Below are 15,110 nucleotides of genomic sequence, written 5' to 3'. Positions count from 1 at the left end.
ATGAAAATTGCGATTATTACTGCATGCCCGAGCGGCGTTGCAAACAGCATCATCGCAGCAGGTTTACTTGAACAGGCTGCACAATCTCTTCAATGGAATGCTTCTGTAGAGCGTCAATCTAGTGTTATTGACTCCCCACCACTGACTCAGGAACAAATTGATGAAGCGGACGTGATCGTTATAGCTGCAAACGCTAACATTAACGACAGTCGCTTCATTGGTAAAAAAGTGTACCGCTCTGAGATCAATACCTGTATTGACGACCCTAAGTCGTACCTAGAGAACGCGGTTAAAAGCGCACAAGTACTATCAGAATCAATAGAGTCGCACTCCACAGAACCAACATTAGAGAAAACCACTAACATTGTCGCTATCACCGCTTGTCCAACAGGCGTCGCGCATACATTCATGGCTGCTGAAGCGTTAGAAGAAGAGGCAAAACGTCTTGGCCATCAGATTAAAGTTGAAACACGCGGTTCTGTTGGCGCCAAAAACCAACTGACAGAACAAGATATTGCGCAAGCCGATCTGGTTATCATTGCTGCCGACATTGAAGTGCCACTAGATCGCTTTAACGGCAAAAAACTTTACAAGACCAGTACAGGCCTAGCCCTAAAGAAAACTGAGCAAGAGATCAATGCAGCATTCGACTCTGCCACTGTCTTTACAAGTTCAGCGGAATCACAGCCTGCATCAGAAGAGAAGAAAGGTGTCTACAAACACCTTATGACAGGTGTATCACATATGCTACCAGTCGTGGTAGCTGGTGGCTTGATTATCGCCCTATCCTTCGTGTTTGGTATCGAAGCGTTTAAAGAAGAAGGCACACTAGCAGCAGCGTTAATGACCATTGGCGGTGGCTCTGCATTTGCTTTAATGATTCCGGTACTGGCCGGTTTTATTGCGTTTTCTATCGCTGACCGTCCAGGTCTAGCCCCTGGCCTCATTGGCGGTATGCTCGCAAGCTCAACTGGCGCGGGCTTCCTCGGTGGTATTGCAGCAGGCTTTATCGCAGGTTACTCGGCAAAACTTATCGCCGACAAAGTACAACTTCCTCAATCCATGGAAGCATTGAAACCAATCTTGATCATTCCATTTATTGCCAGCCTTATTACTGGCCTAGTGATGATCTACATTGTTGGTGGACCTGTATCTGGCATCATGTCAGCAATGACAGATTTCCTTAACAACATGGGCACATCAAATGCTGTGTTATTAGGCATTATTCTAGGTGCTATGATGTGTTTCGATTTGGGTGGTCCAGTAAACAAAGCCGCATACACGTTCGGCGTTGGTCTATTAGCGTCGCAAACATACGCACCAATGGCCGCAATCATGGCTGCGGGCATGGTTCCAGCACTTGGTATGGGCCTAGCAACATTCCTGGCAAAGGACAAGTTTGAAGCGGGCGAACGCGAAGCAGGTAAAGCCTCTTTCGTACTAGGTCTATGTTTTATTTCAGAAGGTGCTATCCCATTTGCAGCGAAGGATCCGATGCGCGTGATCCCTACTTGTATGATTGGCGGTGCATTAACTGGTGCGCTATCAATGTTGTTTGGTGCGCAATTGATGGCACCTCACGGTGGCCTATTTGTTCTACTGATTCCAAATGCAATCAGCCCTGTATTGATGTATCTAGTGGCTATTGCAGCAGGTACAGCGGTAACTGGCTTTAGTTACGCATTCCTGAAATCTAAGCAAGATACTCAATCTCGCAGTACGGCTACAGCATAATCCCCCACAACCTGTAGTAACTTGTACTCAAAGGGCTTCCATTTGGAAGCCCTTTTCTTATAACGATCGTGAACGATCTTAATCTACTGATATTCCACTTAAATCACAGATACAAAAGTGTGAGATTGGTACAATAAACGACTTGTTAACTTTGCCAATCATCCTATGAACCGTCGAATCCCTCGCTTTATTGCTCAATTTGCTTTGGTATTCATCGCGCTTTCTGTCGTCCCTACTATCTATTTCACCACAGAGCTGAACAAAGTTGACTCCATCGCCAAAGACAAAGTAAGCAGCCAAACTCAAGCACAAATAGAGTTCACATTGAATGCGCTGAAATCGACCACTAACAATATTCGACGTTCAATCGGTATATTGGCACGTAACGGCTTACTCTATAATACAATAACGAAGCCGAATAATTACAACATTGAAGCGCTACAAGACCTTTGGATTCTAACGGCAAAAACCCAAGGCTATTATTCACTGCTCAAATTAGTAGATGCGCAAGGCAATGAAATTGTTCGCATCAATCAACGTGGCTCGAGTATCGAAATTGTCGCTAAGGATCATCTGAACAACGACTCGCAACAGGACTATTTTCAGAAAGCTCAACTTCTTGCCCCGAAAACCGTCGAGGCCTACAGCAGCAGTAATGATCGCACTGAAAATTCAGGCTTCACAAGCCTTGCTGAACGAGTCACTTCACCCATTGATATCGGTGGTGAACGTTTAGGCTACTTTGTAGCCGACATTAATGTTGATGCTATCTTCAAGGCGCTCACCTACGCCGGTACAGCAACCAATCGTCCTGATATGTTAGATGCCAGCGGCTATTATATTCGCAGCAATAACCCAGACATACAGAACTCAAGTGATACAGATGTTCATCTCAGTGACATCAACCCAGCGGTATGGAAACACGTACAAAGCGCCGACTCAGGGGCTATTTACAATGCTGGGAACTGGTGGGCATTTCAAAAGCTAAAACTGCCAGTGAACACCATCACTGAAAAGCTAATCCTATTAATTGTTGTCCCCGAGTCCTACATTGACGCATTAAAGTCAGACGAAATCACCGACCTCGCCATCCTCGCCATCCTCGCCAGCACCACCTACTTACTGATTTTCTTTTTGTCGGTGGTGTTTATGGCTTGGCACATCAACCACGAAAAAAACAGCATTGAGAGCCAAATCGCTCGCGCTGCGATGAATGGCATGTCTGCGGTTGTGATCACCGATAAAAACAACCGCATTGTACAAGTTAACCAAGAGTTCACGCGCTTGAGCGGTTATACATTGGAACAAGTAAAAGGCAAACGGCCCTCTCTATTTGCGTCTGGCAAGCATAGGCAAGAGTTTTACATGAACATGTGGAAAACACTGACTAGCGAAGGGATGTGGGAAGGTGAAGTCACCAATAAGCGCAAAGACGGCTCGTACATTACAGAAATTCTAAGAATTCAAACCGTCACCGATCGAAATGGTGACATTCAGTTTTACGTGGCTTCCTTTGTTGATATCACTCACCGTAAAGAGCTCGAGAATCGGCTACGTGAACTAAGCGAGCGCGATGCATTAAGTAAGTTGTGGAACCGTCGTAAGTTCGACATCGAGCTAAAAAATGAGTGTCGATTGGTTGATCGTTACCCTGAGACTAATCACTCCTGCCTCGCCGTATTGGACATTGACCACTTCAAACGGATAAACGATGCGTTGGGTCATGATGAGGGAGACCGTGTTATTCAATCTGTAGCGAAATCGCTGCTCGGTGAAATCCGTGACACCGATTTCTTAGCCCGTATTGGTGGTGAAGAATATGCGCTAATTATGCCCCATACCCATTTAGACGAAGCGGAGATCGTTCTTAATCGTTTAAGAACCTCTGTCTATCTTGCCCACAATGAGCAAGTATCAATTAGCGGCGGTGTTACCGATATTAAGTCCTCAGTACAAGAATCTTATAAGCGTGCTGACGTCGCGCTATACCAATCCAAAACATCTGGTCGAAATTGCATATCGACTTTTTCAAGCGCTCAAATAATCCTTAATGCACCAAATCGAGCCATCCCATTCTCTCGTTTGGTGCAATTCAACCCACTAGTTCTCTCCCACCCCAGTAAACTCAACGAAAATGGTTCTGGCCTATTTTTTGAAGTTTCATTTAGTGAAAATTTTTATAACGCTGCAATGAGCACCTTAAGTGATCAATAAAATGCACAAAGACAGGGAGAATGTCGATGCAAGATACACTAACCGTCGTTTTAGCTGGAGGAATGGGCTCTCGCCTCAGTCCGCTGACAGATAACCGCGCTAAGCCTGCCGTTCCATTTGGAGGTAAGTATCGAATCATCGATTTTACCTTAACCAATTGTTTGCACTCAGGGTTAAGACAAATTCTAGTATTGACCCAATATAAATCTCATTCACTGCAGAAGCACTTGCGTGATGGTTGGTCTATTTTCAACCCAGAGCTTGGTGAATACATTTCCGTTATACCTCCTCAAATGCGTAAAGGCGGAAAGTGGTACGAAGGAACTGCCGATGCGATTTACCACAACTTGTGGCTCCTATCACGCAGTAATGCCGAATACGTTGTTGTACTCTCTGGCGATCATATCTACCGAATGGATTATGCGTCGATGTTAGAAGAGCACAAACAAAACGGTGCTTCATTGACGGTTGCCTGTATGGACGTTCCCAAACAAGACGCTTCTGAGTTTGGCGTAATGGCAACCGACGAGCAAAAACGCGTCATTTCGTTCGTCGAAAAACCAGAAAGCCCACCCGCGATGCCACATAACCCAGAGCGCAGTTTAGTCTCAATGGGTATCTATATCTTCAACATGTCTACGCTGACACAAGCACTTATCGAAGATTCTGAGAACCCTTATTCGAGCCACGACTTCGGTAAGGACATTATTCCTAAATTGATCGACCAACAGTCGGTCTACGCTTACGAATTTGGCAATGACAAAGGACGAGTAGCTAAAGACTGTTATTGGCGAGACGTGGGGACTATCGATTCATTCTATCAAACAAACATGGACCTGCTCGAACCAGTCCCACCTATGAACTTGTATCAACCCAATTGGCCAATACGAACCTATGAGGCTCAGTTCCCTCCGGCACGCACTGTGTCTTCTGCTACCGGAAATGAAGGCATATTTATCAATTCTATTATTGCCAACGGCGTAGTTAACTCAGGCGGATCGGTTCAACACTCGATCATCTCATCTAACGTTAGAATTCACGACAGTGCCACGGTCACCGACAGTATTTTGTTTGATGAAGTCGAAATTGGTGAAGGTTGCATCATTGCCAATTGCATCGTCGATAAACACGTTAGTATTCCACCGAATACAACAATTGGGATTGATAGGCTGGAAGACCAAAAGCGTTTTCATATTTCAGAAAAAGGCATAGTTGTTATACCAGAGAGCTATCAGTTTTAAAGTTAACCCCGGCTAAATAGTTACATTGTAACTATGAATGATTTTATTTAAATACAAAAGCTTAACAAAGTTTTTAATTCTCAAAGGATGAAAAACAGGCCTTAGTCGGACGACTATGGCCTGCTCTTAATTGCGTTAACAATCTATCTTACGCACCACAGTAAAGGTTATGGACAAGTCACTTCATCCCAGAACCAATTCGACTGCGTTGGTGTTTCCCAGCTACCAGGGTTGTTTTTCGCCGTAAAACATTTGTCGTTGTACGAGTACGTTTCACCATTCTTTGGCTGAGTCGCACCAGGCTCAAATGCAGTAACGGTGTCAGAAGAACCCCCGTTGTCACCTCCACCTGTATTTCCGCCGTTATCTCCTCCACCCGTATTCCCAGATGAAATATCGCCGATTGGCAGGTCGGGTTGCTCAAACCTAAATGCGTAGTCAACACCATTTATGCTAACGGTGTAGTTAGCAGGGCCAGAAATCGGCAAGTAATACACCATATCAAGCTCATAGGTACCACCATTCGGAAGGTCTTTCCATGATGGCAATGAGAAAGCGACTCTGTGCATTGGTCCGTCCAGGCCACCAATGTTATCTGCGCGTGAGTGCCCTGACGCGATTACGGAAAGGCCGCCACCAGATTGATCTTTTGCGTTGTCCGGCGCTGATACAGGGATATCGAACTGGAATTCAGTTCCTCCAGGTAGCGCTTGACCCGTATTATTGGTAAAGGTCACTTTTGGATTAATTGGGTAGTTCTGATCGCCCACTTTGAATCCACCAACGGTGACGGTGATATCTAACGCTTCAGCAGGAATAGCGCCGGTCGCCACTTTGTTACCATATGGCGTTGCCGACTTAAACTTCTCGTAAATGGCTTTGGTCATAGTGTTACCCATGTGATATTCACCATTGCCCGAATTACATGCCTGTTCAGACTCATCGACTCCAGTTCGGTTGCCCGCTGAATCGAGCGTATAACAGTTGTAGTCACCCGCAAGTTCCCAGAACATGATGCCACCAATTTCTTTATCGATGACATAGTCGGCCTTCACGTTGATAGACGCTTTATCTTCTGTTGATAAGAATACACTTTTCTCTGCATTCCATAGCCAAGGAGCCACAGCCACACTATCGTAGTTGCGCGTATAGGTACCCACAATTGGGTTGGTTACAGGATCTAAATTGTAAGCGGCTGCATAAGAACCCCAAATGCCTTTCTCAAGGTTTTTCGCATGCCACATTGGGTTAGAGCCAGCCCCCATTTCCCTGCCTTCAGGATCCTTATCGTGCCACATGTTGTCGATACCCATAGCACCGTAACCACAGTTATTCTTTTCCCCTTCACCGGTACCAGCTGCACATTCGTTTTGATTTGGTAATGGTGCGCGCCCCCACAAACCATTTTCACCACCCGTCACGTTTTGCCAGCCGCGTGTGTAGTAAGGCACACCAATGTTGATACGCCCTGCTGGCATCGAGCCACGGAAATAGTGATACGCCCAATCCGTATTCAGATAACCGATTCCGCCATAAGCGGCTGTGCCATATACGTTCCACTGGGCTAACTCAGAGTCCTTACCAGTATCAAACAACGCAGCGTTATGTCCCACATGGTCGTTCCAAGCACCATGTAAGTCGTAAGACATGATGTTGACGTAATCGAGATACTTGGTCACATCGAACGTTTCCATACCACGGAGCAAGTAACCTGAAGAAGGCGCCGCTATCGTCAGCATGTAGTGAATCCCATCTTGCTCAGAAGCTCGATCTACTTTTTCACGTAGAACTTTCATTAGCTCTTGGTAAGATGCCCATAGATATTTACGGCGTGGTTCCATAAAGTCTTTATCGTATGGGTTACCCGCACCCGCCATTGAAGTTGGGTATTCGTAGTCGATGTCTAATCCATCAAATTTGTAGTGGCGCATCATTTCAACGGCTGAGGCGGCGAATGTTTCGATGCCTTGGTGGTTGATAGAACCGTCTGCATTAGTGGTCATGGTATAAAAGCCACCATCTGCAACTCTAGTACCATCACTGGCAAAATGACCGCCTGTTTCAGCCCAGCCACCGATCGAAATCAGCGTTTTAACACCATGCTTTTGTTTGGCAGTCGCCAATGCACCAAAATGCCCTTTGAAACCAAGTGCCGGATCGACTTCCACTCCAGGCCACTCTTTTCCTACTGCCGCATTCTCTGGATCATTCACATCACCGATGTTGGCTTTACCGTTAGCCCCAATACTTACGAACGCATAGTTAATGTGTGTTAGCTGTTCCCATGGAATGTCTTTTACTAAATATGCTGCTTGTGGGTCGTCACCTGCGCGCCAACTCGTGAAGTAACCAATAACACGTCGTGGATGATCAGCTCCCATGAGCTCGCGACCTTCTTCATCATAGACGGTACAGTAAGGTACATTGACCCCCTCAGTTTGATAAAGGCCATCTGGTCGACAATTAGCAGTCGTTGGCAATCCGTTTACAGTAAGCGTTGTCGCCGATGAATCAGTAGTCGCACCACGATCATCCGTTGCTTTAGCGTAAACAGCCAAAGCCCCCACTTTAGACGTTGTATAGTTAAAGGTGTAAGGCGCTGTAGCCACCGTACCGACTAATGATCCAGCAACAAAAAAGTCGACTTTTTCTATGCTCCCATCACTGTCGGAAGCATTTGCGGTTAACGAAACCACTTCGCCTACTTCGACACTTGTAGTAGAAACCGACACATCTACGACCGGTGGCACATTGACTGGTCCACTTGTTTCAACATTCAGAGAAAGAGAACTCTCGTTGCTGGCTGCATTTTGATCGTCGTACGCTACGACACTAAACAGCTGGGTACCAGCGACAGCAGTCCAACTGGTAGAATATGGTGACGAAGTTGACTGACCGACTAATACGCCATTAACTAGGAATTCAACTCGGCTTACGGTGCCATCACTGTCTGAAGCTGACGCGGATAGAGTGACAGCGTCACCCTCAACAATGGAATCTGACATCTGGGGCGAAGTTAGCGTAGCGACAGGTAGTTCGTTGGTACCACCACCCGTAGTTGAACAGCTATCAACCACTGACCAATGCGCATAATCCCCAGAAAAATCTATAGGGTTGTTGTTCTGTGTCCAATAATTCGCTTTATACGCAGTATCTAGGTGCTGTACTTGATCACCTCCTGTATAGACCGTTCCTGAATCCCAAATAGGCAAGTTACTACAGTCAACTGCTGCGTAGCTATTGAAAGCGATTAGGCACGATGCGGTCAGAGTGCTGAGGGTAAAGACCCCTTGCCCGACCTTTCCTTTGGTTATAAGCATAATTGCTCGTTCCTTTGTAGTTTCGACGTTGTTAGTGAAATAAAATCTAGTGAGCTCGAAGTGTCATTAGACTTAAAATCCAGCCCGAAGAAACCATAGGAAAGATCTTTGAATTGCGTGATTTCATTTGTATATTTTATACAATCACTCGCAATTCTCTGCTACATGAATGCAACATAAGGCTACTTATTTTGCATCAATAACCAAATTTTGAGAAAGAAACGAACGTAAAAAAGCCCATATTTCAAAATAAAATATGGGCTCAGTTACCAGAGACTGACTAGATCTCTATAGGGGTTAAACATAGTATGCAGAAATGCTGATTGTTATAAAACAGTAATCTTGTAGGAATTTCTTTCCCCTTTTCAATCAACTCGCTTTCATCCCTTTCGGAGTCTCATTAAAGTGCCTTTTGTATTCACGGCTGAACTGAGAAGAGCTGCTGTAACCAACCATCCTAGCGGCATCGCTGACTCGTCTTCCCTCGCCATGGATAAGCTCTTTAGCTCGTGTGAGCCTGACTTTTTTGATGTATTGCAAAGGTGATTCAAGTGTTACTGCGCGAAAAGCGGAATGGAACGCAGACACGCTCATGCTGGCTTCTTCGGCCAAAGACTGAACCGTCAACACTTCATCATAGTTACTGTGTACCTTACTCAGCGCTTTGGCAATTCGAGCATACTGTCCTTCTTGGTGCGCTAACTCAAATAAGATGTGCCCTTTTGGACTTCTCAATGCACGATAGACGAGCTCTTCAATGATTGAGTGCCCTAAAATTTCTGTTTCTGCGCGATCACACAGCGCATTAACCAATCGAGTGCAGCAATCAAGCATGGTTTCATCCATAGATACCGACTCTAACCCGCAAGTCTTGTGCTCTTTAATTGGTGTACATTCCACTGACATCTTTTCCAGTGAATTAACTAATTTGTGTAGCAGAGTCGCCGGAATATCAATTGAAATACCGAGCAGAGGTTTGTCTTCTTCGGGAAACGCTTCACACTCCAATGGCATAGGGACACCAACAACAAGGTAGTCACCTTCCCCGTATTTCACCGCATTGTCGCCCATGTGAATGTGTTTTTTACCTTGGCCAAGAATGATGATCCCAGATTGATAGACAAATGGCTGGCGCTTATTACCTTGGCTGCTGCGATAAAACCACACACCCGGAAGCTGGGTTTCACACACCCCCTCCAGTTCATTTAACCCTGCGGTATCGGCGTATCGTTGCATTGCCTGCTGTAATTTCATTGGTGATCTTTTCTGGTTGGAACGAAGTATTCAAAATACCAAGCATGTAGAAATAGGCAAGTAAATTCCACAAATCAGCCTTTAATGACGCAGTTTTCAATACTAATATGCACAACATAGAATTTATTTACCGCTCAGATTTACAGCACGGCGCGTAAATAAGGCATAACAACAAAGCCCATCCACTGGAAGCAAGAGGTTCAAATAATGAAATTCTCGTACGTTAACCCAACTCAAATTCACTTCGGTCAAGGTCAAATTGAGACTGTCGCATCGTCTATTCCAACGACTGAAAAAGTCTTAGTTATCTATGGTGGCGGTTCAATCAAATCCAACGGTGTTTATGACCAAGTCGCTAAGGCGCTAGAATCTCACACGTGGCAAGAGTTTTCAGGTGTAGAACCTAACCCAACCAAAGAAACGCTCGACAAAGCCGTGGCTATCGTGAAACAAGATGGTATCGACTACATCCTTGCTGTTGGCGGAGGTTCAGTCATTGACGGCTCTAAATACGTTGCAGCAGCCGCGAAATATGATGGCGAAGGTTGGGATATTCTAACGGGCGATCATCAGGTAACAGATGCGACACCGATCGGTGCAATTCTAACGCTACCCGCGACAGGTTCTGAGTCCAACATGGGCGCTGTGATCACCAAAGCTGAAACGCAAGACAAACTCGCATTTCTAGCGCCAGCGGTACAACCTAAATTTGCTGTACTTGATCCAGATGTAATGAAGTCTCTACCTGAAAAGCAACTAATCAACGGTATTGTCGACGCTTGGGTACACGTATGTGAACAATACTTAACGCTACCAACCAATGCGATGGTACAAGATGGCTATGCTGAGACTCTCCTTCGTAGCTTAAAATCACTCGGTGAACAGTTTGAACAACGCGACAACGACGAATGGCGTGCGAATCTCATGTGGTCAGCGAACCAAGCTCTAAACGGTTTAATCGGCAGCGGCGTTCCACAAGACTGGGCTACGCATATGATCGGTCACGAGCTAACTGCGCTATGGCATGTTGATCACGCTCGCTCTCTAGCGATCGTTCAACCGTCACTCCTGCGTAATCAACTTCAATACAAACGCGCTAAACTTGAACAAATGGGCGTTAACGTATTTGCATTAGACAAGTCTGAAGACCTAGCAGAGCGCACTATTGATGCTATCGAACAGTTCTACCTACACTTAAATGTTCCGACTAAACTGACCGAGCACGGCAGTGATAAGGCAGCAGCAATTGATGCAGTCATTGATCAACTTACTCAACACGGCATGGTAGTACTCGGTGAAAACCAATCTATTACGTTAGAAAAGAGCCGTGAGATTTTAACCGAAGCGATCGCTTAACAGTTTTCTCTCATAGATGAGAATAACAGTCGCATAAAGTTTACATTTAGTTAGAATAAAACAGCGCTTACTCCAAGCGCTGTTTTTGTATCTATTCTGTAGGATTATTCGCTTTCATGTGGTTGTTGATTACGCTTATCGCTGCTATCCATATCGTCTCAATCAACAATGGGCCGCGTTGGTTATTCTATCTTTCTAAACCACTGCCTATCTTACTGATGATTGGTTCGCTGGTCTTTAAAGGCCCAGAGCTGCCTACGTACGTCTATTTCGTTATATCAGGGCTGACTTTATCTGCACTTGGTGATGTCTTTCTCATGCATCCTAAAGATAAGTTTATTCAAGGCCTTAGCTCATTTCTTCTCGCTCACATTGCCTATTTCGTAGCCTTCCATCAGCAATTAGATGGGGCGGTAACAATTTGGGTACTAGGACTACTAATTAGCCTTGGCGTGATCGTGTACTTGCTGCTATTGCCCGATCTAGGTGAAATGAAACTTCCAGTCGCCGCTTATGTCACCGTTATCCTAGCTATGACATGGGCCGCAATTGAGTATCGTCTGACAGGCAGTACTCCCTCATCAGCGACCGCTCTCGTTGGTGCATGTTTATTCATGCTTTCTGATCTAGTGTTAGCCATCGACAGATTCCGTTCCTCATCCCGTTTTTCGCAACATGTGATTATGGTGACCTACTATACGGCACAATTACTTATCACAATGTCCGCATACGCCCTCATCGAACGATCCTACGGTTTTTGAACAATCCACCAGCATCAATTTCATCAAGATTGAAGCACATCAACTCCACACTACTTGTAACCTGATAACATAACCATACAAACACTACGTCAAATAGCCCTTTACAACAGATAAAATAACGCTATTATCCTGACGCAAACGTTTTCCTCACTATATTTACGGTTATTCGCGAGGGTTTTATGCTACAAGATATAGAAATTTGTCGTCAGGCAGATTTAAAACCAATCACCCAAGTTGCGTCTGAGTTAGGTCTTCAACCGGAAGAGTTTCATTCCCAAGGCAAGTATAAAGCCAAGCTATCGCTATCAAGCCTAAAGCGCCTACAAGATTCAACTTCAGGCAAGTTAATTGTGATCACAGCCATTACGCCGACGCCGCTCGGTGAAGGTAAAACTGTCACCACTATCGGCCTTGCTCAAGGGCTCAAAAAGCTTAACCACTCTGTTGCGGCATGTATTAGGCAACCCTCTATGGGGCCTGTATTTGGTGTTAAAGGCGGTGCTGCAGGCGGTGGCTACTCACAAGTCGCCCCTATGGATGAACTAAACCTGCACCTAACAGGCGATATTCATGCCGTAACAGCGGGTCACAATTTGGCCTCAGCAGCCATTGATGCGCGCATTTACCACGAACAAAGACTGGGTTACGCCGATTTCGAAAAGCGTACTGGGATGAAAGCCCTCAAGATCGATTCGAACAGTGTGGTTTGGAAACGAGTACTCGATCACAACGACCGCGCGCTACGCATGGTGACCATCGGCAAAAACGAAGTAAACAAAACCGTTAATGGCTTTGAACGTGAAGACGGTTTCGATATATCTGCAGCATCAGAGTTAATGGCTATTTTAGCTCTCGCAACCGATTTGAAAGATTTACGCGCTCGAATTGGCCGTATCGTGGTCGCTTACGATATTCACGGTAACCCAGTGACGACCGAAGATTTGCAAGTTGCTGGAGCAATGGCTGTAAGCATGAAAAACGCCATTGAGCCTACGTTAATGCAGACTCTTGAAGGCGTCCCAACACTCATTCATGCGGGCCCATTTGCAAACATTGCGCATGGCAACTCTTCCATCATTGCTGATGACATTGCGACCAAGCTGTGTGACTTCACCGTGACTGAAGGCGGCTTTGGCTCTGATATGGGCTTTGAAAAAGCATGCAATATCAAAGCTCAAACATCTGGCAAAGCGCCAGACTGTGCCGTGATTGTTGCTACTTTACGTGGCCTTAAGGCGAACTCAGGCTGTTATGATCTTAAACCTGGCCAACCGATCCCAGATTCTATTTTTGAGCCAGATTTGGATGCGCTTACGCAAGGCTTCGAAAACTTAAAGTGGCATATCAATAACGTCAATAAGTACGGCGTGCCTGCTGTTGTGGCGATAAACCGATTCCCTCAAGATGATCAAAATGAACTCGAGCAGCTGAAATCAATGATTGAAGCACTTCCGAATAACGTTGAAGTTGAAATCAGCGAAGGCTTTGCACAAGGTGGAGAAGGTACAATTGCACTAGCTCGTAAGGTGGTAGAGCAATGCCAACAAGAGGTCGAGTTCAAGCCATTGTACCAACTCTCCCAAACACTTGAAGAAAAGCTCATGAGCGTTGCTGAGGGTGGTTACGGTGCTAGAGGCATTACTCTTAGCTATAAAGCAACCAAACAACTCGAGCAATTCAAGCAAAATGGATTTGACAAGCTCGCCGTTTGTTTAGCCAAAACTCCCCTTTCGATTTCTACCGATGGTTCAATAAAAGGTGCGCCGCAAGGGTTTGATGTGCCTATTCGAGAACTCAAATTATGTGCTGGGGCTGGATTCGTGTATGCGCTGTGTGGCAACGTCATGACGATGCCAGGTTTACCTGAGAAGCCTGCTTTTATGAAACTCGATTTAGACGATGAAGGAAATATCATCGGTCTCAGTTAAACCCTCGGTCTCAACTAAACCAATAGGGCTAGCGAGCAAATCAACCTCGCTAGCTCTATAAGCGGTGATTCATATTATAAAGTGATCTTTTTTTGAAATTTATTCATATCTAACTCGTTCTTATTAGTAGCTGTTATCACAACTAACGAGGTTGGTATGAAATTCAAAGCCATTCTATTTCCCGTAGCCCTATTTGCTGTCGCTCTTTCACTTTTCAGCCAAGCTGACGACAAAGGCTCCGAACGTATTGTCTCTAGCGACATCGAAATCGCAACACTGGCTGGTGGGTGCTTTTGGTGTACCGAATCAGATTTAGAGAAACTTGAAGGCGTGATTGATGTCGTTTCAGGTTATGCTGGCGGTGATGTCGAAAATCCAACCTATAAACAAGTCTCATCTGGTAAGACTGGGCATATCGAAGTCATTAAAGTTACTTTCGATCCAGTTGTTGTTTCATACGAACAAGTCTTAGACCAATTTTTCCGCCATATCGATCCGACAGACGATCAAGGCTCTTTTGTTGACAGAGGACGACACTATCGCCCTGCTGTGTTCTATCACAATGAACAACAAAAGCAGATTGCAGAACAATTTATGGCTGAGATTGATGATCTAGGTGTGTTTAAGAAGCCACTTAAAACAGAGCTGATTGAATTCACTAAGTTTTGGCCAGCGGAAGCCTATCACCAAGATTACTACAAACGTAATAAAGTTCGTTATAACTATTACCGATATGCTTCAGGCCGAGATAAGTATCTAGATAAAATCTTCGGTGACGATCGAGAAGAAAACCCAGTTACACTGCGCCAGCTCATTGATGACAAAAACAAAGTGGCGAATATTAAAGCCTACAGTAAGCCTTCTGATAAACAGATCAAGGCTAAGTTAACAGACCTTCAATACTACGTAACACAGGAAGAAGGAACTGAGCGTGCGTTTAAAAATGAGTACTGGGATAACAAGCAAGAAGGTATTTATGTTGATATCGTCTCTGGTGAACCACTGTTTTCATCGACTGACAAATACAAGTCAGGAACCGGCTGGCCTAGCTTCACCAAACCTATCAACGAAGGTTACATTGTCACTAAAACCGATTATCACTTACTCTATCCAAGAACAGAAGTAAGAAGTCGATTTGCTGACTCACACCTAGGTCATGTGTTTAAAGATGGCCCAGCACCAACGGGTTTGCGCTACTGCATGAATTCAGCAGCGATGCGTTTCATCCCTGTCGAGCACCTTGAAAAAGAAGGCTATGGTGAATATCTATCCCTATTCGACAGTTAATCCATCCAAACGTCG

Annotated in this window: 9 protein-coding genes; 7 read left to right on the top strand and 2 right to left on the bottom strand. The window is 45.2% G+C overall.

Going from position 1 to position 15,110, the window contains the following annotated elements; all coding sequences use genetic code 11:
• The 3 genes from fruA (at position 1) to glgC (ending at position 5,189) form a co-directional block, all read left to right on the top strand.
• Entirely contained in the window at positions 1 to 1,734 is a 1,734-nt protein-coding gene (gene fruA / locus ACXABW_RS16525) for a PTS fructose transporter subunit IIBC (protein ID WP_457526274.1), read from the top strand.
• 165 nt (positions 1,735 to 1,899) lie between these two features.
• Entirely contained in the window at positions 1,900 to 3,948 is a 2,049-nt protein-coding gene (locus ACXABW_RS16520) for a diguanylate cyclase (RefSeq protein ID WP_457526273.1), read from the top strand.
• Positions 3,949 to 3,974: 26 nt separating this feature from the next.
• Complete coding sequence (gene glgC, locus ACXABW_RS16515; protein ID WP_265688680.1) at positions 3,975 to 5,189, top strand: glucose-1-phosphate adenylyltransferase; 1,215 nt, start codon at positions 3,975 to 3,977, stop codon at positions 5,187 to 5,189.
• 167 nt (positions 5,190 to 5,356) lie between these two features.
• Here the strand turns inward: glgC and ACXABW_RS16510 are convergent, their stop codons facing one another.
• A complete protein-coding gene (locus tag ACXABW_RS16510) occupies positions 5,357 to 8,509 on the bottom strand; it encodes a chitinase C-terminal domain-containing protein (RefSeq protein WP_457526271.1) in 3,153 nt (1,050 codons plus the stop codon).
• A gap of 369 nt (positions 8,510 to 8,878) precedes the next feature.
• Entirely contained in the window at positions 8,879 to 9,763 is an 885-nt protein-coding gene (locus ACXABW_RS16505) for an AraC family transcriptional regulator (RefSeq protein ID WP_457526269.1), read from the bottom strand.
• Between the two features lie 207 nt (positions 9,764 to 9,970).
• Between ACXABW_RS16505 and ACXABW_RS16500 the strand changes: the two genes are divergently transcribed.
• From ACXABW_RS16500 to msrB, 4 genes are all read left to right on the top strand, one after another.
• Complete coding sequence (locus ACXABW_RS16500; RefSeq protein ID WP_457526267.1) at positions 9,971 to 11,119, top strand: iron-containing alcohol dehydrogenase; 1,149 nt, start codon at positions 9,971 to 9,973, stop codon at positions 11,117 to 11,119.
• Between the two features lie 116 nt (positions 11,120 to 11,235).
• Entirely contained in the window at positions 11,236 to 11,880 is a 645-nt protein-coding gene (locus ACXABW_RS16495; RefSeq protein ID WP_252034026.1) for a lysoplasmalogenase, read from the top strand.
• Positions 11,881 to 12,059: 179 nt separating this feature from the next.
• A complete protein-coding gene (locus tag ACXABW_RS16490) occupies positions 12,060 to 13,808 on the top strand; it encodes a formate--tetrahydrofolate ligase (protein WP_457526265.1) in 1,749 nt (582 codons plus the stop codon).
• 156 nt (positions 13,809 to 13,964) lie between these two features.
• Positions 13,965 to 15,095, top strand: a complete 1,131-nt coding sequence (msrB, locus tag ACXABW_RS16485; protein ID WP_457526263.1) for a peptide-methionine (R)-S-oxide reductase MsrB — start codon at positions 13,965 to 13,967, stop codon at positions 15,093 to 15,095.
• The last annotated feature ends 15 nt before the right edge of the window (positions 15,096 to 15,110 follow it).

It is taken from the genome of Vibrio paucivorans (genome assembly GCF_054053395.1).
This window is presented reverse-complemented; position numbering and strand designations above follow the sequence as displayed.